Source organism: Mariniflexile sp. HNIBRBA6329 (assembly GCF_043558645.1).
Classification (GTDB): Bacteria; Bacteroidota; Bacteroidia; order Flavobacteriales; family Flavobacteriaceae; genus Mariniflexile.
Window position 1 is genome coordinate 1 of record NZ_JBIFXS010000024.1, and the last position, 22,213, is coordinate 22,213.

Genomic DNA, 22,213 nt, shown 5'->3' on the forward strand with positions numbered 1-22,213 from the left:
ATGATAATATTGTTCAGCTTTAATTTATAAATTTAATCCTTTAATAATCTGTATCGGTTATTTAGGACTAGACATATCTAACTAACTTTTTAAGATACCGCCTTTAGTTTCTTTAAAGTTGTTTTTACTAATTTATCTTCAACGTAAGCCTTGGTAACATTTAATTTTTTATCGTTACTGCTTGGTAATTCAAACATAGCATCGGTTAAAATCTCTTCACAAAGTGAACGCAATCCTCTAGCACCTAATTTGTACTCAATCGCTTTTTCTACAATATAATCTAAAGCACCATCAGTAATGGTAAAATCAACATCATCCATTGAGAACAATTTTTGATATTGTTTAATAATGGCATTTTTAGGCTCTGTAAGAATGGCTCTTAATGTTTTCGCATCTAAGGGATCCATGTATGTCAACACAGGTAAACGCCCAATAATTTCTGGAATTAAACCAAAGTCTTTTAAATCTTTTGGTATAATGTATTGAAGTAAGTTATCTTGATCTACAACATCTTCAGATTTTGATGCGCTATAACCAACAGCTTGCATATTCAAACGTTTTGAGATATGACGCTCAATTCCATCAAAAGCACCACCTGCAATAAATAAAATATTTTCGGTGTTTACTTCAATGAATTTTTGGTCTGGATGCTTGCGTCCTCCTTTGGGTGGCACGTTAACCACGGTACCTTCCAAAAGTTTTAGTAAAGCTTGTTGTACACCTTCTCCAGAAACGTCTCTGGTAATAGATGGATTGTCACTTTTACGAGCTATTTTATCAATTTCATCAATAAAAACAATCCCTTTTTCAGCCTTCTCTAAATTATAATCAGCCGCTTGCAATAAACGCGTTAAAATACTTTCTACATCTTCACCTACATAACCAGCCTCGGTTAAAACAGTTGCATCAACAATTGCTAAAGGCACATTAAGCATTCTTGCTATTGTTTTTGCCACCAAGGTTTTTCCCGTTCCTGTTTGGCCAACCATGATGATGTTACTTTTTTGTATCTCAATATCATCTTTTGTTACAGGTTGCAATAAACGTTTATAGTGATTGTATACGGCTACTGACATCACTTTTTTGGTCATATTTTGCCCTATAATATACTCGTCTAAAAATGCTTTTATTTGTTGTGGTTTGCGTAGTTTTAACTCTGCTGATAAATCACTACTATCACCTTGTTTTGATTCTTCTACAACAATACCATGGGCTTGCTCTATACATCTATCGCATATGTGAGCATCTAATCCTGCTATTAATAAATTCGTTTCTGGTTTTTTACGACCACAAAACGAACATTCCAGTTCTTCTTTTGCCATTAATCTTTATGTTTTCAAGGAAAAATCATTATAAATACCTCTATAACAATTCTTTAAAATTACAAATAATTATTTAATTACGTGCTAAAATCTCATCAATCATACCGTATTCTTTAGCCTTATCAGCTTTCATCCAGTAATCTCTATCACTATCGGCATATACTTTGTCGTAATCTTGCCCTGAGTGCTTGCTTATAATTTTATAAAGTTCTTCTTTTAAAATTAAAATTTCCCTTGCTGTAATTTCAATATCACTTGCTTGTCCTTGGGCTCCGCCTAATGGTTGGTGAATCATAACACGAGAATGGGTTAAACCACTACGTTTTCCTTTAGCACCTGCACATAGCAATACAGCACCCATAGAGGCTGCCATACCTGTACAAATAGTTGCTACATCTGGTTTTATAAACTGCATGGTGTCGTAAATACCTAAACCTGCATACACACTTCCTCCTGGTGAATTGATGTAAATTTGAATATCTTTTGAAGCATCGGTACTTTCTAAAAACAGCAGTTGTGCTTGTATAATATTAGCAACTTGGTCGTTAATGGCTGTTCCCATAAAAATGATACGATCCATCATTAAACGCGAAAACACATCGAAAATAGCGATGTTCATTTGGCGTTCTTCAATAATATTTGGTGTTAAGCTTGTTGGATACATGCTACTAATAATTTTATTGTAGTACGTGCTGCTTATTCCTTGATCTTTTATCGCGAATTTTTCAAATTCTTTTGCGTAATCCATAATTGTTTCTTGTTGTTGTTTCAGGTTAAATCCTTAATTATCAATTGAGTGATTTAAAAAAGATCTTTTGAAAACATTTTTTAATCTTTTGAAGCTAAATATACTCAATAAATTAGGCGCTATAATTCGGTAATTATAGCGCCTAAATATAATGAATTATTCTTTAAAGGCACAGTATTATTTATCGCCGTAAACTTCCTTTACGAAATTTTCGTAGCTTAATTCTTTTACTTTAAGATTTGCTTTTTCTTTGTAAAGAGCCAATAATTTTTGACTAATCAATTGCTCTGAAATACGACGCGCCTCTTCTTGATTTGATAAAATACGTGCAGCTATATCATCCAATTCTTTATCTGAAGGATTCATTTGCCCAAATTGAGCCATTTGCGCTTTTATCATGTCTCTTGAATGACTTCTAATATCATCCATAGTTACTTGAATATTATTATCTGTAATTAATTTGCCTTCAATTAATTGGTAACGTAAGCTTTTCTCAGATTTCTCATATTCTTCTTTAGCTTGATCGCTATCCAATGGTTGTTCACCTGCAGTTTGCATCCATTTTTGTAAAAACTCAGCTGGTAAATCGAACTTGGTATTTTCAACTAAATACTCAGTAACATCATTTAAAAGTTTTTGGTCTGCTTGTTGCGCAAATTGCTTTTCAGCATCCTCTTTAATTTTATCTTTTAATTCTGTAACCGATTTAACAACATCTTTACCAAATAATTTATCGAATAATTCTTGGTCTAAATCTGCCAATTCACGTGTATTGATTTCAGAAACTGTAAATGTTACTTCAATATCTAAACCATGTACATCGTCATGTCCTAATTTTAAAGCGTGCATTAATTCATGCTCATCGTCATAAAGACCTTTGGTTTGTAATGTAACAACATCACCAACTTTAGCACCAATAAACAATTTTTCGGTAGCTTCTCCTTTAAATTTATCTAAAGTTAAAGTTATTTTATTTTCAATGTCGCGGTCCTCATTTTTATAAACACCTGTAATTTCGCTATCTTTTTCTACTGCAGATTGAGAAATTAATTTGCCATATTGCTTTTGAATACGCTCTACTTGCTCGTCAATCATTTTATCATCAGCAATAATATGGTATTGCGTAATAGCATCTTTCGCTTTTAAGTTAACTTCAAATTCTGGAGCTAAACCTAATTCAAATTCAAATGAAAGCGTATCAGCATCCCAGTTAATGGCATCTTGCGGCTTTGGTAATGGTTGCCCTAAAACATCTAACTTCTCTTCAGTAAGATATTTGTTTAATGCATCTTGCAATAACTTGTTTACCTCATCAACCAACACTGCTTTTCCGTATTGCTTTTTAACCATTCCCATTGGCACTTGGCCTTTTCTAAAACCTGGAATGTTTGCTGTTTTACGGTAATCTGTTAAGATTTTTTCCACTTTAGCGCTATAATCTTCTTTAGCGATATCTACTTTTACTACAGCATTTAATGCATCAACGTTTTCTCTTGTAATATTCATTTTAAATGATATAAAGCCTTTTATTAGGCATTTAACAAATACTATTTATTTTTAAACCGAATTTATTTAATTAAAATCGGGTTGCAAAAATATAACATTTTTGCAACCCGACAAAGTTTTTAACAGCTTGATTTAAAGCGGTTTTTTATCTTCATTTAAAAGTGAATGGAGAAACGATTGGAGGATGGAAAGCAAGATACTAAATAGTATGGCTGTCCAAATACTGCTTACCGAAAAACCATCTATTAATTTATCGGCCAATAGTATAATTAAGGCATTAACAATCAACAAAAACAAACCTAAGGTAAGTATGGTAATTGGCAATGTTAAAATAACCAAAATAGGCTTTACCAATACGTTTAAAACTGCCAAAACAATTGCTACAATGATAGCGTTTACATAAACATCGCCAGAAAGTGTGACACCTGGCAAAAAATATGCTAAAATAAATACGGCTAATGCCGTTAAAAGAAGTTTGAGAATTAAGTTCATATTTTATTAGTTTTTAATTAGTTTCTAAATGACCGTAATGATACGGACTATTATCTTGAAATACTTTTGAGTCCTTTTTTATTACAAAAACAATAGGCAATGAATAAGGAACCGTTACCGCTTTACCTTTTTGCATACCAGGTTTCATTACAGGCAACTTACTTACTACATTTATTGCTTCTTTTTCTAAATTAGGATGTTGTGCTCTTGCTCGTATATCCGTAACTTTTCCAGTTTTATCTATTTTGAAAATAACATGAATGCTCATTTTTCCTGTTATGTTTGTTCCTGATAGCACTTTTGTATTGAATCTTGAATTTACAAACTGTTGCACATTTTTAGACATACAATCTCTCTTATTCTTATTTCCTGGGAAAATTTCACAGCCTGGGTAAACAGGAACCTGTTCAAAAACACCATCTGGAATTTCCGTCATCTTTAAATCGATTTCACTATTTGCTTTTTTCAGTTTTCCTTTATTGTAGCTTAACACATTTATTGAATTGCCAATAGAATCATATTGCGTCCATGTATCATCAAAATCATCTTTAAAATAATTACCTTTCCAAAGCAAACTGCCTTTTTCATCATATCTTTTTTCTTCTCCATTCTTCAAATCGGCTACATGTCGTCCCTCTAACTTTAAAAGTCCGTTTTTGTAAAACTGTTTGTAAAAACCTTGTTTGTAGCCGTCTAAATATTCGACTTCCCATTCTATTTCTCCAGTTTCATAATATTGCTTCCAAATACCAGAAAGTTCATTATTAATGTACAAGCTTTCTATCTTCAAAGTATCGTTCTCATAATACTCTTTGTAACCTCCTGTCTTAATAAAATATTTGTTGTTTTCTGAAGGCACTAAAGCATATATAACCGACAATTTACCATTTTCAAAATATTGTTTTGAAATTAAACCGCCGTTTTGAGATCTCTTTTTTTCACTAATTAACGTACCGTTTTTAGAATATATTTCTTCAATACCCGATGATTGTCCATTTGAATTAAATGTATAAACTCTTTTTAATTGACCATCTTCATAATAATCTTTCCAAACACTAATCTTATTATCATTTTTATAAAACCCTTCTTTTCTTAATTGACCATTTTCGTGATATTCTTTATAAGGACCGTCTTCATGTTTCGTTTGAGAAAAACTATTAATAGTAAATAAAAAAAATAGCGGTAAAATAAAATTTTTCATATAGGAATTCTGTTTAGTTAAACTAATATAAGATTTTTCCTTAAACTATTTAGAATTTCCACCAGCTAAGAAAACAAATTGAAATGAATAAGGCACTGTTAAAGGATTACCCCTTTTAACTCCTGGTTCAAATTTTGGTAATTTTTTTATAGCCTCAATAGCATCTTCGTCCACTTTTGGATAGTCTGAAGTTGCTCTAACTGTATTAACATCTCCTGATTCACTAATTCTAAAGGAAATATTCACTTTTATTTTCTTTGTTTCATATCCAGGTGCCAAAACATCAAATTTACCTATATTAAAATGCGATTTAAAAAATCCTGAAATATGATCGTAATTACATTTATTTTGAGCACTAAATCCTAAGGCATCTTCGCAACCTGGAAAAAGAGGTTGTTTATAGACAATACCTTCTGGAATTAATACTTCTTCTATTACTTCTTGATCTTTAGTTTTTTTCAATTCACCCCTTTTATACTTTAAAACCTTCAAAAGCTTACCAGAAGTATCAAAATGTTTTTCTTCGTCATCCTTTTTATCTGAATTACACAACCCTAACAATTTAACTTCTTCGTTTTCATAGAATTGTTTATATGCCCCTTGTTTATACCCATTTAAATATTCCACCTCCCATGCTAGATTACCAACTTCATCAAATGCTTTCCAAATACCATTAAGCTCATTATTGTCGTATACAGATTCAATTTTAACTACTCCATTTTTATAAAATTCTTTATAGTCTCCAGACCAAACAAATCTGCCAAGGTTATTTTGCTCACGCAAACCATAAATTGCCAGTAAAGTCCCTTCATTATCGTATTCAGAACAAACCAATCCACCATCAAGTACATTTTTGGTTTCTTTTAGTAAAACCCCTTCTTTAGAATACTCCCGCTTGAGTCCTGTGTTTTTACCTGTATCATCTAAAACATAGACTTCAGAAAGTTGCCCATTATCATAATATTCCTTCCAAACATTAATCTTCTTGTCGTTCTTATAATAACCTTCTCTTTTTAATTGGGCATTACTATGAAATTCTTTGAAAGGTCCATCTGGATGCTTTGTTTGAGCATTCGCAAAAAATGAACTGCATATAAAAGCTAACACGATTAAGTATCTCATTTAATTTTTAGTTTAGAATTTAGTAAATATAAGATTTTTCTTTATCCAATGGTTTAAAAAATAAAAAAGGTCCCTAGAAAGCACCTAGAAACCTTGAATAAAATATTTTGCAGCTTTATTTATTAGACAAACTCCATCACAGCATCAAAAAAGTCTTTTGGATTTTCGGCATGCAACCAGTGCCCAGCATTGGAAATGGTAATAATTTGAGCTTTTGGAAAATGATTTGTAATAATACGTTCATCTTCAATCCCTATATATTCTGAACGGTCGCCACGTAAAAATAGCGTATCTTTTTCAAAGGTTGCTTGTGGTGGTAAGGGCTCGCCCACTTCGGCTACTTCTTCTTTTAAAACTTCCAAATTCATTCTTAATGCCAATGTTCCTTTTTCTATCCAATACAGGTTTTTTAGTAAAAATTGACGGGTTCCCATGTCGGAAATATAACCGCTTAAAATTTTATCGGCTTCCCCCCTGCTTTTAATAACATCGAAATTCAAAGCGCTCAATCCATTTAAAATACCATCGTGATGCACAGGATAGAAACGTGGTGATATATCGGCGATAATTAATTTCGAAACCATTTCCGGATATTGGGCAGCAAACAACATGGCCGTTTTTCCACCCATAGAATGCCCTAGCAATACAATATTTTCAAGTTGATGCGCATCACAGTAATGTTTCAAATCTTCAACTAAAACTTCGTAACTAAATTCATTATCATGAAAACTATGTCCATGGTTGCGTTGATCGACCAAATGCACTTGAAAATTTTCTTCACTAAATTGAATACCAAGTGTTTTCCAGTTATCACTCATCCCTAAAAAACCATGAAGAATAACAAAAGGTTGTCCTTCTCCTAAAATATTTGAATGTAAAAGCATGTTCTGATTTACGATTTTTGAATTACTATTTACGGTTTATTTTAATTTATGAAGATACATTTGTATAACGTTTTCTATACCTAAATACAAACTTTCGGCTATTAAGGCATGACCTATGGAAACCTCCAATAAATTAGGAATGTTGTCTTTAAAAAATTGGATATTATCTAACGATAAATCATGACCTGCATTAACACCCAAACCTAAATCATTAGCTAATGCAGCACTTTCAGCATAAGGTTTTATGGCGTTTTCATTTCCTAAACCGTATTGATGTGCAAAAGCTTCGGTGTATAATTCAATTCTATCTGTTCCAGTGGCTTTTGCTCCTTCAATTTGTTTTAAAACGGGATCTACAAAAATGGACGTTCTTATACCATTATTCTGAAATTCCTTAATCACATCTACCAAAAAATCTTTATGTTTAATGGTATCCCAACCCGCGTTGCTGGTAATGGCATCTTCGGCATCTGGCACTAAAGTTACCTGAGTTGGCTTCACTTGCAAAACCAAATCTAAAAACGATTTTACAGGATTTCCTTCAATATTATATTCGGTATAAACAATAGGTTTTAAATCGCGCGCATCTTGGTAACGGATGTGGCGCTCGTCGGGTCTCGGGTGTATGGTTACACCCTCAGCACCAAAGCGTTGCACATCTTTTGCAAACTGCACCACATTAGGCACATCGCCGCCTCTAGAATTTCTTAAAGTTGCTATCTTGTTAATATTTACGCTTAACTTTGTCATGTATCACTGTTTTAAAAGACAAAAATACAAAGTAGAACAGGCTTATATGCTTTTTTTTTGATTAATTTGCATTCATATTATATAGGGTAATGAAGCTATCAGAATTTATTATAAACGATATAAAACCATTAAATAGTAAAAGCAAAATAAGCGATTTGCAACAATTATTTAATCAGTTAACCTATTCGCACATACCTATCCAAGACGATAATAAAATCTATTTGGGCTGCTTTTCCGAAACCGATGCCCATTGTTTTGAAAGCAATAAAACCGTTGATGATTACAAATATTCTATTGAAAGTTTTTTTGTTCGGGACTCTACACTTTGGCTGGATGTTTTAGAAGCATTTGCTATAAATTCCACCAATATTATGCCCGTTTTAAACGACCAAAATGTGTATTTGGGCTATTATGAATTGAAAGAAGTGATTAGCTTATTTAGCGAGTCGCCATTCTTCTCTGAACCTGGAGGCATTTTAGTAATTGAAAAGGGCATAAACGATTATTCTTTTAGTGAAATTAGCCAGATAGTAGAATCTAACAACGGAAAATTATTAGGCGCATTTGTATCTAAAATGAAACCCGATTTGGTTCAAGTTACCTTAAAAATAGGCAGCACAGGGCTAAATGGCATTATCCAAACCTTTAGAAGGTACAGCTACCATATTGTTTCAGGACACGAAGAAGACAGCTATCTTGAAAGTTTGAAAGAACGATCGGATTATTTAAACAAATACTTAAACATCTAAGCATGAAGGTTGCCGTTTTTGGACGATTTTACAATAAATCTACTACAGACTCTGTAGAACGATTATTTGATTATTTATTAAAGAAGCATGCCGATGCCTATATTGAAACCGAATTTTTCAACCTTATAAAAAAGGAAGCTCCAAATTTTGACGACTACAAATCGTTTAAAACATTCGATACTTTAGATAAATCGTTTGATTTTTTGGTAAGCGTTGGTGGCGACGGCACCATTTTACGCGCCATTATTTTTGTAAAAGATATGGGCATTCCCATTGTAGGCATCAATACAGGACGCTTAGGTTTTTTAGCAACCATTCAAGTAGATGAAATAGAAAATGCCATTCAAAACATCATCGATGGTAAATATAAAATATCCGAACGCAGTTTACTTTCCATTGAAACATCACCAGAAAACGAGGATGTTAAATCATTAAATTTTGCATTGAACGAAATAGCAGTAAGCCGAAAAAATACTACCTCCATGATTACCGTTGAAACCCATCTAAACGGCGAATATTTAACATCGTATTGGAGTGATGGTCTTATCGTTTCAACACCAACAGGATCAACCGGTTACTCACTAAGTTGCGGTGGCCCCGTAATAACACCCGATACTAACAGTTTTGTTTTAGCACCCATTGCGCCACATAATTTAAGTGCACGCCCACTAATTATTCCCGATTCTACTGAAATTCAACTCAAAGTTGAAGGACGCGAAGAAAGTCATTTAATATCTTTAGATTCTAGAATTGCAACTTTAGAAAATGGCACCCTCATTAAAATTAAAAAAGCCGATTTTAAAATTAAGATGATAGATCTTTTGAATGAAAGCTTTTTAGACACCCTTCGAAAAAAACTCCTTTGGGGCGAAGACAAACGCAATTAGGCAATATTTTTAAAGAAATGTTGTTTTACACTAATACAATTCAGTTCAAATTGTATTAGACATTTCTTATTTATTATATTTGCAAACTTTTGAATATTTATGAGGCATTTAACCATATTGATATTAAGCATTTTAGCCATTCAACTAAGCCACTCTCAAATTAACGAATTAGGTATTTTTGTAGGAGGAAGCAATTTTATTGGCGATGTAGGTGCTACCAATTATATTTCACCAAACCAATTAGCCATTGGTGGTATTTACAAGTGGAACAGGAGTAGAAGACACTCCTACCGTGCATCTTTAATTTTTAGTGATTTAGAAGGCATTGATGCAAATTCAGACGACCCAAGACGTATTCAAAGAGGCTATGAATTTTCAACAAAAATTATTGAAATTTCGGCAGGCATGGAGTTCACTTTTATAGATTTCAACCTACATTCAGGGCATAAGGTAGCAACCCCTTATTTATATACCGGAATTAGCGTAGCACATCACGATAATTCTTATTTTTTAAGCGGGCTACAAACCGACGAAAACAATTCCAGTTGGGCATTCGGTATTCCTATGGCTTTAGGATTTAAAACAAATTTTTTAGGAAACCTTATATTAGGTATTGAAGTTGGCGCACGTTATACATTTTCAGACGAATTGGACGGGAGTACTCCTAACGATGCAAACCACCTGCTATACCGATTTGGAAATATAAACAACAACGATTGGTATGTATTTTCGGGCATTACCTTAACCTATACTTTTGGGGAGAACCCTTGTTATTGTGTGAATTAAAATGGATTTAAAGGAAGAAGTATTAAGTAAAAATTTACCAAAACACATTGCTATTATTATGGATGGCAATGGGCGTTGGGCTAAACAACAAGGCATGATGCGTGCTTTTGGTCATGAAAATGGCACAAAATCGGTTAGAAGAACCGTTGAAGCCTGTGCTGAACTTGGTGTAGAAAACTTAACACTTTACGCATTTTCTACTGAAAACTGGAACCGGCCAAAATTAGAAGTTCAAACCTTAATGAAACTATTGGTTACTTCGTTAAAAAAAGAAATCAAAACACTTCAAGACAACAACATAAAACTCTCTGCTATAGGTAATTTAGATACTTTACCTAAAAAAGTTCACAAAGAACTCCACGAAGTTATAGAGCAAACAAAAAGCAATACCAGAATGATTTTAACTCTGGCTTTAAGCTACGGTTCGCGTGAAGAATTACTAAATACTGTTAAAGAGATTAGTATTAAAGTTAAAAATAATATAATTTCGCCTGAAAAAATTGATGAATCAATTATAAATGAGCATCTTTACACGCAAAATTTACCAGACGTAGATTTGCTTATTAGAACTAGTGGGGAACAACGAATAAGCAACTTTTTACTTTGGCAAATTGCTTATGCCGAATTGTATTTTACGAGCGTATTGTGGCCAGATTTTACAAAGCAGCATTTGTATGAAGCTATTATTGAATATCAAAAAAGAGAAAGACGATTTGGGAAAACAAGTGAACAACTTAGCTAATATTTTACCTTTGACAACATTTTTAAAAAATTGCTTAGCACTATTACTTATTACAAGCAGCATTAGCATTCAAGCTCAAGACTTACCATTCAGTAACGGTAAAAAATACATTTTAGGAGATATTTCAGTTTCTGGAAACACATCGTTTAGCGAGCAAACCATTATTACCTATTCCGGATTGAGCAAAGGAAAAGAAATGGCCATCCCTGGTGAAGATATTGGCAATGCCATTAAAAAACTTTGGAACTCCAAATTATTTAGCGATATAGAGGTTTACATTACTCATATTGAAGGCAACGTTGCTTATTTGCAAATTCGATTATCCGACTTACCACAACTTAACGAATTAAAGGTTAATGGTGTAAAAAAAGGCAAAGTTGAAGGCATTGTTAAGGATACCAAACTAAACAAAGGTGTAAAAGTTACCGAAAACCTTATCACTACCACAAAAAATTTCTTGACCAAAAAATACAAAAAAGATGGATTTTTAAATACAAAAGTGCATATTAATACGGTTGAAGTAAAAGACTCCTTACAAACTGCCCGAGTTAATATGGTACTTAATATTGATAAAGGTGAAAAAGTAAAAATAAAAGACATCACTTTTACTGGCAACGACGTATTAAGCGATAAATCGCTTCGTAAAAGCATGAAAGGCACCAAGAAAATAAATCGCCTTCGTATATTAAAACGCTCTAAATTTATTGATTCCTCTTATCAAGCAGATTTGGGTCATGTTGTAGAAAAATACAAAGAGAATGGTTATAGAGATGCCCGTATTATTTCGGACAGTATTATTTATAACAATGACAAAACCATTTCTTTAAATATTGCTGTTAACGAAGGAACACAATACACATTTGGAGATATTACATTTATTGGGAATACGGTTTACACAAACGAGCAGTTAACCAGAATGTTACGTATTAGAAAAGGAGACACGTACAATGGTGTTTTATTACAAAAACGTATTGCCGACAACAGCAAACCAGATGGAGATGATATAACAAACCTATATCAAAACAACGGCTATTTGTTCTCCAGTATCAACCCTGTTGAAGTAAGTGCTGCCAACAATGTTATTGATATGGAAATTAGAATATCGGAAGGAAAACCAGCCTATTTCAATGCTGTATCGATAGTAGGAAACGATAAAACGAATGACCACGTTATATACCGAGAAATTAGAACCCGTCCAGGTCAATTATACAGCAAAGCCAATGTGGTACGTACTGTAAGAGAGCTTGGTCAATTAGGATTTTTCGATGCACAGGAAATATCGCCAAACTTCAACAATCCAAACCCGAACGAAGGCACCATCGATATGGAATATTCGGTTAAAGAAACAGGGTCTAGCCAAATAGAGCTACAAGGTGGTTACGGCGGTGGCGGTTTTATTGGAACTTTAGGATTATCGTTCAATAACTTCTCTATTAAAGATATTTTCAAAAAAGATGCTTACAAACCAATCCCAATGGGCGATGGTCAAAAACTGGCATTACGCTTACAAGCCAGCCGTTTTTACCAAACGTATAGCTTTTCATTTTCTGAACCTTGGTTAGGTGGTAAACGTCCCGTACAATTTTCAACATCTTTATCGCACACAAAACAGTTTTTATATGACTATAGAACAGGAAATGCTGATAAAAGTAGAAGTTTCAATATAACAGGTATCACTTTTGGTCTAGCAAAACGTTTACAGGTTCCTGATGATTTCTTTGTACTATCGCAAGCCATAAGTTTTCAACGATACGATTTAAATAATTACAACACCGGATTATTTACTTTTGGAGATGGGTATGCAAATAACTTATCATACACCATTGGTTTAGGTCGAAATAACACCAGTGTAGACCCCATTTACCCTACAGCTGGTTCTAATTTTAATGTTACTGCTAAATTATCCATTCCTTACTCTTTATTTGATGGTGTAGATTATAAGGCATTGAAAGATGAATATAACGATTTAGACCTATCGAACACTGATGATTACGCACGAGCTTCAGAAATAGACCAAGAACGTTATAAATGGTTGGAATTCTACAAAGTAAAATTTAAAGGCGATTGGTTTACTCAAGTAGCAAAAGATTTAGTTTTAAGACCAAGTGTGGAATTTGGTTTCCTTGGTGCCTACAATAATGATAGAGGTGTCATTCCTTTCGAGCGTTACTTTCTTGGTGGCGATGGTTTAGGAACCTATAGTCTAGATGGTAGAGAAGCCATTGCATTGCGTGGTTACCCAAACCAATCATTGTCTGATAACGATGGAGGTACTATTTACAATAAATTCTCGTTAGAATTGCGTTACCCTATTACATTAAAAGCATCAGCAAAAATTTATGCCTTAGGCTTTTTAGAAGGTGGAGCATCCTTTAATAACTTTAGGGATTACAACCCTTTTGATATTAAACGATCTGCAGGTTTAGGCCTTCGCATATTTATGCCAGCGTTCGGATTGTTGGGAATCGACTTTGGACACGGGTTTGACCCTCTTGAATCTTTGGGCGAAACTGGTAGCCATGGATGGGAAACTCACTTCATAATTGGACAACAATTTTAATTTGGCACGATTTTTTCTAATAACACTTTGATGATTTAAATGCCAAATAAAATTTTTAAGATTAAATTTCGTTAATTTTGAAGAGATAATTCAAAAAGAGGCAGAAACAACAATAAATCATCTGTCGGTTTTTAGAATTTGTAAATAATAAAAATTATAAACGCAAACAGATGAAAAATAACGTTCTTTTTTTACTGACATTAGTTTTTATGATAACCTTATCAGTTAATGCGCAACGTGGTGTAAGAATTGGATATATTGATACAGAATTTATTCTAGAAAATATCCCAGAATACCAAGAAGCCACAGCACAATTAAATGATAAGGCTGATAAATGGAAAAACGATATTGATGTGCAATTAAGTGCCATAGAACAAAAACGAAAAGACTTAAGCAACGAGAAAGCGCTTTTAACAAAAGAACTTATTGATGAGCGCGAAGAAGATATTGCTTTTGAAGAAAGAGAAATATTAGATTATCAGCAAAAACGTTTTGGACCCAACGGCGATTTGTTTATTCAAAAGAAACAATTGATGCAGCCCATTCAAGACCAAATTTTTGCAGCGGTTCAGGATATGGCAGCAACAAAACAGTACGATATCATTTTAGATAAATCTGAAACCGTGATGCTATATTCAGCAAAACAATATGATTTAAGCGATTTAGTAATACGAAGCATTACAAGAAGCGCTAAACGAACACAAGCAGAAAGCAAAGCGGAACGTAAAGCTGCCAAAGATGAAGAACTAGTTCCAGAAATAAATTATGAATTAGAAGCACGTGAAAAAGCTTTAGAAGAGAAAAAAGCCGAACGTGAAAGCGCCGTTGAGAAACGCCGACAAGAAATTTTAGACGCCCGTGCAGCAAAAGTAAAAGAAGCGGAAGAGAGACGTCAAAAAATATTGGAAGAACGCGAAAAAGCAAAGCAGGATAAGTTAGATGCCAGAAAAAATACTGACGAACCAGAAGTGAAATCAGAAGGCACAGCTAAAGCTGCTGAAACGAAAACGGAAGCAGAAACTAAAGTTGAAGAAGTAAAAACACAAGCACAACTTATTGAAGAAAACAGACAAAAAAAATTAGCTGAAAGAGAAGCTAGAAAAAAAGAATTGGAAGACAGAAAAAAGAGAATTCTTGAAGAGCGTCAAAAAGCTCAAGACAGTATAAACAACAAATAACAATTTATAACACATTAACACTATTAAAAAAAATGAAACAATTAAAAACTCTATTATTAGCAACGGCATTATGTATTGGAACCGTGAGTTTCTCTAACGCTCAAAGTAAAATTGCTCATATAAATACCCAAGAATTAATTACAGCTATGCCAGAGATGAAAGAAGCACAAAAGCAACTTGAAACTCTAAGCAAAACGTATCAAACAGATATTCAAAGTTCTGTTACAGAATTTCAAACGTTATTAAAACAATACGAAGCAGAAGCTGCTACTAAATCAGAAGAAGAAAACGCTAAAAGAGGTCAAGAAATTCAAGAAAAACAACAACGTATCCAACAATTTCAAGCAGACGCTCAAAAAGATTTACAGAAAAAAGAAATGGATCTGTTACAACCAATTACCGAAAAAGCTAAAGCTGCTATTTTAAAAGTTGGTAGAGCCCAAGGGTTTGATTATGTTTTAGATTCGTCTCAAGGTATTACTATTTTAACGGATGGAAAAAACCTATTAGATGATGTTAAAAAAGCATTAGGCATCTAAAAATAACCCTGTCACACTGAGCTTGTCGAAGTGTTAAATAAAAAATCACTAAAAGCTGTCTTTTACAAGGCAGCTTTTTTATTTTTGTTAAACTATGAACAAACAACCTATTGGCATTTTCGATTCTGGTGTTGGTGGCACTTCTATTTGGAAAGAAATCCATTTGCTATTGCCTAACGAAAACACCCTGTACTTAGCCGATAGTGCCAATGCGCCTTATGGTTTGAAGTCAAAACAAACCATTATAAACCTCAGCATTAAAAATGTAGAATACCTCATTAGCCAAGGTTGTAAAATTATAGTAGTGGCTTGTAACACCGCTACTACCAATGCTATATATGCGCTTAGAGAAGTTTATAATATTCCTATTATAGGTATAGAGCCCGCTATAAAACCAGCAGCACTGAATACCCAAACAAAGGCTGTGGGTATTTTGGCTACCAAAGGAACACTGTCTAGCGAATTGTTCCATAAAACAACCGATTTGTTTGCCAGCAACATTACCGTTATAGAGCGTATAGGTGAAGGCATTGTAGAACTTATTGAAAGTGGCGATTTGTATTCAGATGCCATGAGAAACTTACTGAAACTGTATTTACAACCCATGATTGATGCCAACATCGATTATTTGGTGTTGGGCTGCACCCATTACCCGTATTTAATGCCTTTATTGATTGAATTGCTTCCAAACCATGTTAAAATTATAGATTCGGGCGAAGCAGTAGCAAGACAAACCAAAGCCATTTTAGAAAAAAACGATTTGTTGAACACTAGTGTAGCAAAAGGAAATTGCAAATTTTTTACAAACGGAAAAACCGAAGTTTTGGCATCGCTTTTAAGTGATGATTTTAAGGTTGAATATCTGGATTTTTAATTGAATCGGTATTTACGTATTATATAATAAACGCAAACAAACATTAAGAAAAAGGACTATTTATCTAATATTTAGACAAATAATCTTCATCAAACAATTTATAAAATCTTTTAGGTATAGGCTCAGCATAATAATCTATGTCATTTTCTTTTAAGAAAGATACAAGTTTCATTTTCTCTTGATGCTTTCTTGAACCAATAGGATAACAGATATTTCTTAATCCAGCGGTAATTGGTTTATTATAATAATATGGCTTTTTAAAATCTACCTTTTGCTCAAAGATTAAATAATTTACAACATCTATGTCTGCTGAAAGTATCGCAGCATTTAGTGCACTTTCATTATTTTTGGTATATACATAATGTGAATCAGCTCCATGGCTAATTAGAAATTTCACTAAACTTAATTCAGCTTTACTAGCTGCAATCAAAGGTGTTCTAAATAAAGTGCTTTTCATCTCGGACACCTTATTTACATCTGCACCATACTTTATATATAACTTTAATAGCATAGTATCTCTAGTAAAAAAGGCATGAGTAAACGAAGACCAACTTTGAGAACCTATCTCCAACTCTTCAAAATTAGGGTCAGCTCCAAATTCCAATAATGCTTTTACTGCATTTTGTTTTTTACGAGCCGATGCTACTTGTAATAATGTAGCACCTGTAAATGGACTTTGTGTGTCAACCAAAATATCAGGATTATTTTTGAAGAACTTCTTTATAGATTTATAATCGTCTCGTTTCATATACTTTGCGGCTTGTTCCACTTTGGAACCTTCAAAAAGTGCATCAACAGAACGTATTCGTTCTTTAATTGCCATGTTTCTATGATGATTATCATTAACACAACTGGTTAAAATTACTGTAATTATAAATAATATTGCTGTTATTTTATTCATCACAATCTAAGGTTCATTTAATTTCGTGTGCTTTGAATTTTAATCCCTTACTACCACGAAACTCTACATAGCAGAAAGTCCAACCCGATAGGGAAACGCAAAAAAACTTCTTTTTTACTCCTTAAACCAGCTGGAATATTTTATGTAATTATTGGCTATGCGGTCTATTTGTCCGGAAATTAACTCTTGGCTAATGTCTTTTATTTTTACTGCGGGAACACCTGCGTAAATACTGCCCGATTCTACCCTGGTGTTTTGGGTTACTACGGCACCTGCGGCTATAATGCTGTTGCTTTCTATAACGCAATTGTCCATAATAATGCTTCCCATGCCTACCAAAACGTTGTCGTGAATGGTGCAACCGTGCACTATGGCGTTGTGCCCAATGGATACGTTGTTGCCAATGTTGGTTGGGGCGGTTTGGTATGTGGCGTGTATAACGGCGCCGTCTTGCACGTTTACTTTGTTGCCCATTTTTATGTAGTTGACGTCGCCACGAACTACGGCATTAAACCAGATACTGCATTGGGTACCTGCTACGACATCGCCCACTATAGTAGCGTTTTCGGCAATGTAACAATCGTCTGGTAATTGTGGTGACTTTCCGTTTACTGGTTTTATTATTGGCATGATGACTATTGATTATTTTTTATTGACTATTGAATACTTTACTGAAAATACGATAAAAGTTCCGATTTCTTGGAGGCTGAAACCATAATTTCTTTTCCGTTGCTTAACACAACACTTCCGCCCTTTCCTTTTACGTACTTTACAACTTCGTTTACGTTTACCAAATACGATTTGTGTACTCTGGCAAAGCTACAATCCATCAAAATATCTTCAAAATATTTTAAAGTTTTGCTTACTATTTTTTTCTTGTTGGTATTTAAATGAATTTCGGTGTAATTATCATCGGCTTTACAGAATAAAATATCGGCGGTATTGATAACTTCAAAACCATCTAATTGCGGAATGGTTATTTTCCCATTAACCGTATGGGTTTTTGGCACAAGTACTTGGTCTTGAAGTGCGTTTTCTTTGGTTTTGATTTCTGTTACATAATCGACTGCTTTAATAAGCGCGTCTATGGAAATGGGTTTCATTAAATAGTAGGAAGCATGGGCGTTTAAAGCATCTATAGCGTAATGGTTATAGGCGGTTACGAATATGGTTTCAAAATTAATATCGCCAACCTTGTCCAATAAATCAAATGCATTACCATACGGCATTTCTACATCCAGAAACACCAAGTCTAAATCGTTATTACGAATTAACACCAAAGCTTCTTCTACGTTGGATGCTTCACCAATAACGAATACATTGGGGCAATATTTTTTGAGATAATTTTTTAGAATATCTCTACTGGTTTCTTCGTCTTCTACTATGATGGCGGTTAGTTTCATCTAAAATATTTTTTATTCTTTATTATTATTTGCGCTTCGACAAGCTCAGCGTGACATTTTTATTTGAAATTCGCTTTGAAACTAAAATTCAAAAAATCGTAAATCAAAAATCGCAAATCGTTAATCCTTTAATCTTTTAATCCTTTTTCAAGGTTACAACAACCTTAGTCCCGCTGTCTTCTTCATCTTGGAAATCATCAATAAACACATCAACTTTATCTTTGTACATTTCATTTAAGATAGCCACACGTTTTTTAATATTCCCCATGCCTTTTGAGTTTTGCTTTTTCTGATGTTCGGTTTTTAGGGCTTTCGATTTTTGGTGTCCTATACCATCATCGGTAATGGTTATTTTTATTTCATCAGAATTGCTTTGTGTAATGGCAATATCTAATTTTCCTTTTACTTTTTTATAGCGCAAACCATGCCAAACAGCATTTTCTATATAAGGTTGCAATAACATGGGCGGAATTACAAAGTCGTTTATATGAATATTTTCATCTATAGTAATCTTATAATCGAACTTATCTTGAAACCTAAAATGTTCCAATTTGGTGTATAATTCCAAAAGCGCTATCTCTTTTTCCAAAGGAATAAAATCTTCTTCGCTATTTTCTAAAACGGCACGCATAAGCAGGGAAAAATCGGTTAAGTATTTATTGGCTGTGCGTTCATCATTAGAAGCTATAAAACTGTTTACTGAGTTTAGCGCATTAAAAATAAAGTGCGGATTCATTTGGCTTCTTAAACTTTTCAGCGCCAATAAATTATTTGCTAACCGTTGTTGCTTGATGTATTTGAACATTAAAAACCCAGCAACAAGCAACAACACAACACCGCCAATTAATGAGTAAATAATGATTTTTTGGCGTTTTGCCTGCTCTAAATTAAGTTGGTATTTACTTTCTGACAGTGCTCTATCACTCTCCAAACTTAATATCCTGTTTTGTTTTGCTACAATATCTTTACTAAACCGTGCTGCTTGCGATATTTCCTGCTCTTTCTTAGTGTATTGCTTATCTACCAAATCTACATAACTTTGGTAAGCGGTAAGAGCTTTATCAAACTCTCCTGCATCTCTATACACTTCTGAAAGTTTTCGAGTCGCATCTTTTTGTACAATTAAATCTTCTTTGGTGTCGGCTTCTTCAATACTTTTCTTCAAATATGGAATGGCATTCACATAATCTCTTTGAGACGCGTAAGCGTTACCTATTTTATAATTTTGCTTTTGGGGTGTTAAGGCACTTTCATTGTTAAAAACAGAATCTTTCTGTATATCCTTTATTTGTTTTAAAGCTTCTTTTCTCAGTTGAATTTCGCTTGAATAATTATTGGTTTCATTCTGAAAATCGGCTACTTTAATTTTTTCTTCAACAGCTCGTTTTTTATTTTGACTGTTAGCAAGTTTTAGCGATTCATTAAAAAACCCTTCTGCTTTTTGGGTTTCTCCTTTTGCATTGTAAACCTGAGCTATTTTTGAGTTTAAATCGGTAACTTTTGGCGAAATCAAATGCTTTTTTGCTACTTTTAAACCTTCGTTGTATGCGTTGATAGCCGCTTGATACGATTTTGTTAGCAAATTCACATCACCAAGTCCTTCGTAAAGTTCTACCAATTGCCAGTTCGACAATTCACTTTTATTAATCCCATTATATATTTGAAGGCTTTCTTGGTAGTTCTTGTTTAGTTTATACGCCGAAGCTAGCTTTAACTTAACCATATTGGTGCTTCTATTTTGAAGGCTGATTCGGTAGTTGGAAACCGCTAAATCATACTGTTTCCAATGCAAATAAATATCGCCCAAAACCTCAAAAGCTTCGCCGTTTTCTTTTGAAGAATTACTAGCTCCCAACGCCTTTTCAATAAATTGAATGCTTTTTTTAGCATCCTTTTTTAAATGTGTCTCAGCCGAATCTATAAGCGATTTAAACAATTCAGGATTGATTCTGGAGTATTTTTTCTTGGAATATTGAATATCAGAAGTACTTGGTTGCACCTCAACTTTGATACGTTCGTTACTTTGAATCGTATAATAAACCGTTTCAAAATCTTTATGTTTTATGGTAAGCTCATCCCCTTTTCTGGCTTCAATTCTAAAATTCCCTATGTCATCGGTTGTCGTATAAGACCCACCATTTACTTCAATGTTTACATTCGGAATGGGGTTTTTAGTATCACTTTCAACCACCGATCCTCGAACCGTAAACCTCGGTTGGCTATTTAAGTTTTTACTATTCTCTTGTGCCAACAAAAGCGTGGTGCACAATAAAGCACATATAAACCTTATCTGTTTTAGAATCAACTTCATTATACTATTTTATAATAGCTAAACTTACGCACTTTACTTGATAAAATAAAATGAAGATTTCACAAAACAAGGTTGCTTTGATGCCAAAATGGTGTGTTTACGCAATTACCCGTTTCAGTTACTCATCCAAAACAAGCCTTTACTCATTCTTTGTTTTTTAAGAATTATGTTGCTTTTAGATTTACAGTATGAATCAAAAAACAAAAACATCATGAAAACACATTTTAAAACACTTGTATTTGGTATGGCATTCATAGGGTTTACGGCTTGTAATGCCAATAACAAAAAGCAACCTACTCCATACGCTCAAGTAGAAACAATAAAGCACGAAACCAACAAGCAATATATTAAAGTAGTTCTTTTATTGGATACCAGCAATAGTATGGATGGTTTAATAGACCAAGCCAAAGCACAACTTTGGGATATTGTAAACGAACTCTCGTATGCCAAATGCGGTACGGCTAAACCCAATTTAGAAATTGCACTATACGAATATGGCAACGATAGACTGAACAGTGCCGAAGGTTACATCCGTCAAGTTTTAGCATTTAGTAACGATTTGGATGACATCTCAAAAGAACTGTTTTCTTTAACAACAAATGGTGGCGAGGAATATTGCGGACAAGTGATTCAAACCTCTTTAAACCAATTGAATTGGGGCAAAAATCCAGATGATTTAAAACTCATTTTTATTGCAGGAAACGAGCCTTTTACACAAGGAAGACTTAACTATAAAGATGCTGCCGTTAATGCAAAAGAAAAAGGCGTTACCATAAATACCATTTTTTGTGGCGATTACAACCAAGGCATTTCAACATCGTGGAAAGACGGTGCCGCTTTAACACAGGGCGATTATATGGCAATAAACCAAAATCAAACAACAGTTCATGTGGTATCACCTTATGATGATGAGATTCTTATTTTAAATCAGAGATTAAATAAAACTTATGTTATTTATGGCAAAGTAGGAAAACAAAAAATGGCATTACAAGCTGAACAAGACACGAATGCCGAAACCTACAGTAAAGCCAATGCTGTAAGTAGAACCGTGAGTAAAAGTTCGCATTTATATAAAAATGACACATGGGATTTGGTAGATGCTGTTGAACTAAAAAAAATTTCGGTGGAAGCTTTAAAAGATGGTGGCTTGCCTGAAGAATTAAAAGGAAAATCGGCGTCTGAAGTAAAAAACCTCCGTTAAAAACGGAGGCTTTGATTTTCAGATTAGCCCCAAAGGGGCATTAGGCTCATTCATGAT

21 protein-coding genes are annotated in these 22,213 nt (G+C 33.7%); 9 read left to right on the forward strand and 12 right to left on the reverse strand.

Annotated features, from left to right (window positions below):
* Window positions 1–89: 89 nt before the first annotated feature.
* The 8 genes from clpX to ACGK9U_RS15630 form a co-directional block, all read right to left on the reverse strand.
* Entirely contained in the window at window positions 90–1,322 is a 1,233-nt protein-coding gene (gene clpX, locus ACGK9U_RS15595; protein WP_394467459.1) for an ATP-dependent Clp protease ATP-binding subunit ClpX, read from the reverse strand.
* A gap of 73 nt (window positions 1,323–1,395) precedes the next feature.
* Complete coding sequence (gene clpP, locus ACGK9U_RS15600; RefSeq protein WP_379924866.1) at window positions 1,396–2,070, reverse strand: ATP-dependent Clp endopeptidase proteolytic subunit ClpP; 675 nt, start codon at window positions 2,068–2,070, stop codon at window positions 1,396–1,398.
* A gap of 177 nt (window positions 2,071–2,247) precedes the next feature.
* Window positions 2,248–3,576 (reverse strand): trigger factor, encoded by a 1,329-nt coding sequence (gene tig, locus ACGK9U_RS15605; RefSeq protein ID WP_394467461.1) that lies wholly within the window; start codon window positions 3,574–3,576, stop codon window positions 2,248–2,250.
* A gap of 132 nt (window positions 3,577–3,708) precedes the next feature.
* Window positions 3,709–4,068, reverse strand: a complete 360-nt coding sequence (locus ACGK9U_RS15610; protein WP_394467463.1) for a phage holin family protein — start codon at window positions 4,066–4,068, stop codon at window positions 3,709–3,711.
* A 13-nt stretch (window positions 4,069–4,081) separates the two neighbouring features.
* Window positions 4,082–5,269 (reverse strand): energy transducer TonB, encoded by a 1,188-nt coding sequence (locus ACGK9U_RS15615; RefSeq protein ID WP_394467465.1) that lies wholly within the window; start codon window positions 5,267–5,269, stop codon window positions 4,082–4,084.
* 45 nt (window positions 5,270–5,314) lie between these two features.
* Complete coding sequence (locus ACGK9U_RS15620; RefSeq protein ID WP_394467467.1) at window positions 5,315–6,391, reverse strand: energy transducer TonB; 1,077 nt, start codon at window positions 6,389–6,391, stop codon at window positions 5,315–5,317.
* Window positions 6,392–6,513: 122 nt separating this feature from the next.
* Window positions 6,514–7,275: an alpha/beta fold hydrolase gene (locus tag ACGK9U_RS15625; protein ID WP_394467469.1), complete on the reverse strand. Its 762-nt coding sequence runs from the start codon at window positions 7,273–7,275 to the stop codon at window positions 6,514–6,516.
* A gap of 36 nt (window positions 7,276–7,311) precedes the next feature.
* Complete coding sequence (locus ACGK9U_RS15630) at window positions 7,312–8,025, reverse strand: pyridoxine 5'-phosphate synthase (RefSeq protein ID WP_394467470.1); 714 nt, start codon at window positions 8,023–8,025, stop codon at window positions 7,312–7,314.
* A gap of 89 nt (window positions 8,026–8,114) precedes the next feature.
* On the opposite strand from ACGK9U_RS15630, the gene ACGK9U_RS15635 reads away from it, so the two are divergent.
* The 8 genes from ACGK9U_RS15635 to murI all read left to right on the forward strand — a co-directional run bounded on the left by ACGK9U_RS15635 (window position 8,115) and on the right by murI (window position 16,340).
* Window positions 8,115–8,774 carry an acetoin utilization protein acuB gene (locus ACGK9U_RS15635; protein ID WP_394467472.1) on the forward strand — a complete coding sequence of 220 codons (660 nt, stop codon included), beginning with the start codon at window positions 8,115–8,117 and terminating at the stop codon, window positions 8,772–8,774.
* Window positions 8,775–8,776: 2 nt separating this feature from the next.
* A complete protein-coding gene (locus tag ACGK9U_RS15640) occupies window positions 8,777–9,661 on the forward strand; it encodes an NAD kinase (protein WP_394467473.1) in 885 nt (294 codons plus the stop codon).
* Between the two features lie 99 nt (window positions 9,662–9,760).
* Window positions 9,761–10,447: a DUF6089 family protein gene (locus ACGK9U_RS15645; protein ID WP_394467475.1), complete on the forward strand. Its 687-nt coding sequence runs from the start codon at window positions 9,761–9,763 to the stop codon at window positions 10,445–10,447.
* A gap of 1 nt (window position 10,448) precedes the next feature.
* The gene (locus ACGK9U_RS15650) at window positions 10,449–11,189 is read left to right on the forward strand and encodes an isoprenyl transferase (RefSeq protein ID WP_394467477.1); all 741 of its coding nucleotides are present in this window, start codon (window positions 10,449–10,451) and stop codon (window positions 11,187–11,189) included.
* The gene (gene bamA, locus ACGK9U_RS15655; RefSeq protein ID WP_394467479.1) at window positions 11,122–13,749 is read left to right on the forward strand and encodes an outer membrane protein assembly factor BamA; all 2,628 of its coding nucleotides are present in this window, start codon (window positions 11,122–11,124) and stop codon (window positions 13,747–13,749) included. Before ACGK9U_RS15650 ends, bamA begins: the two co-directional genes overlap by 68 nt.
* A 170-nt stretch (window positions 13,750–13,919) precedes the next feature.
* The gene (locus ACGK9U_RS15660; RefSeq protein ID WP_394467481.1) at window positions 13,920–14,927 is read left to right on the forward strand and encodes an OmpH family outer membrane protein; all 1,008 of its coding nucleotides are present in this window, start codon (window positions 13,920–13,922) and stop codon (window positions 14,925–14,927) included.
* Window positions 14,928–14,959: 32 nt separating this feature from the next.
* Window positions 14,960–15,466 carry an OmpH family outer membrane protein gene (locus ACGK9U_RS15665; protein WP_394467483.1) on the forward strand — a complete coding sequence of 169 codons (507 nt, stop codon included), beginning with the start codon at window positions 14,960–14,962 and terminating at the stop codon, window positions 15,464–15,466.
* A 94-nt stretch (window positions 15,467–15,560) separates the two neighbouring features.
* Window positions 15,561–16,340 (forward strand): glutamate racemase, encoded by a 780-nt coding sequence (murI, locus tag ACGK9U_RS15670; protein WP_394467485.1) that lies wholly within the window; start codon window positions 15,561–15,563, stop codon window positions 16,338–16,340.
* 64 nt (window positions 16,341–16,404) lie between these two features.
* Here the strand turns inward: murI and ACGK9U_RS15675 are convergent, their stop codons facing one another.
* The 4 genes from ACGK9U_RS15675 to ACGK9U_RS15690 form a co-directional block, all read right to left on the reverse strand.
* Window positions 16,405–17,241, reverse strand: a complete 837-nt coding sequence (locus ACGK9U_RS15675) for an ankyrin repeat domain-containing protein (RefSeq protein ID WP_394467486.1) — start codon at window positions 17,239–17,241, stop codon at window positions 16,405–16,407.
* A gap of 114 nt (window positions 17,242–17,355) precedes the next feature.
* Entirely contained in the window at window positions 17,356–17,871 is a 516-nt protein-coding gene (locus tag ACGK9U_RS15680) for a gamma carbonic anhydrase family protein (protein WP_209655511.1), read from the reverse strand.
* A 38-nt stretch (window positions 17,872–17,909) separates the two neighbouring features.
* A complete protein-coding gene (locus ACGK9U_RS15685; protein WP_394467488.1) occupies window positions 17,910–18,644 on the reverse strand; it encodes a LytR/AlgR family response regulator transcription factor in 735 nt (244 codons plus the stop codon).
* A 136-nt stretch (window positions 18,645–18,780) separates the two neighbouring features.
* Complete coding sequence (locus ACGK9U_RS15690) at window positions 18,781–20,955, reverse strand: histidine kinase (RefSeq protein ID WP_394467489.1); 2,175 nt, start codon at window positions 20,953–20,955, stop codon at window positions 18,781–18,783.
* A gap of 211 nt (window positions 20,956–21,166) precedes the next feature.
* Here ACGK9U_RS15690 and ACGK9U_RS15695 point away from each other — a divergent pair, with 211 nt between their 5' ends.
* A complete protein-coding gene (locus ACGK9U_RS15695) occupies window positions 21,167–22,156 on the forward strand; it encodes a VWA domain-containing protein (protein WP_394467490.1) in 990 nt (329 codons plus the stop codon).
* Window positions 22,157–22,213: the final 57 nt, after the last annotated feature.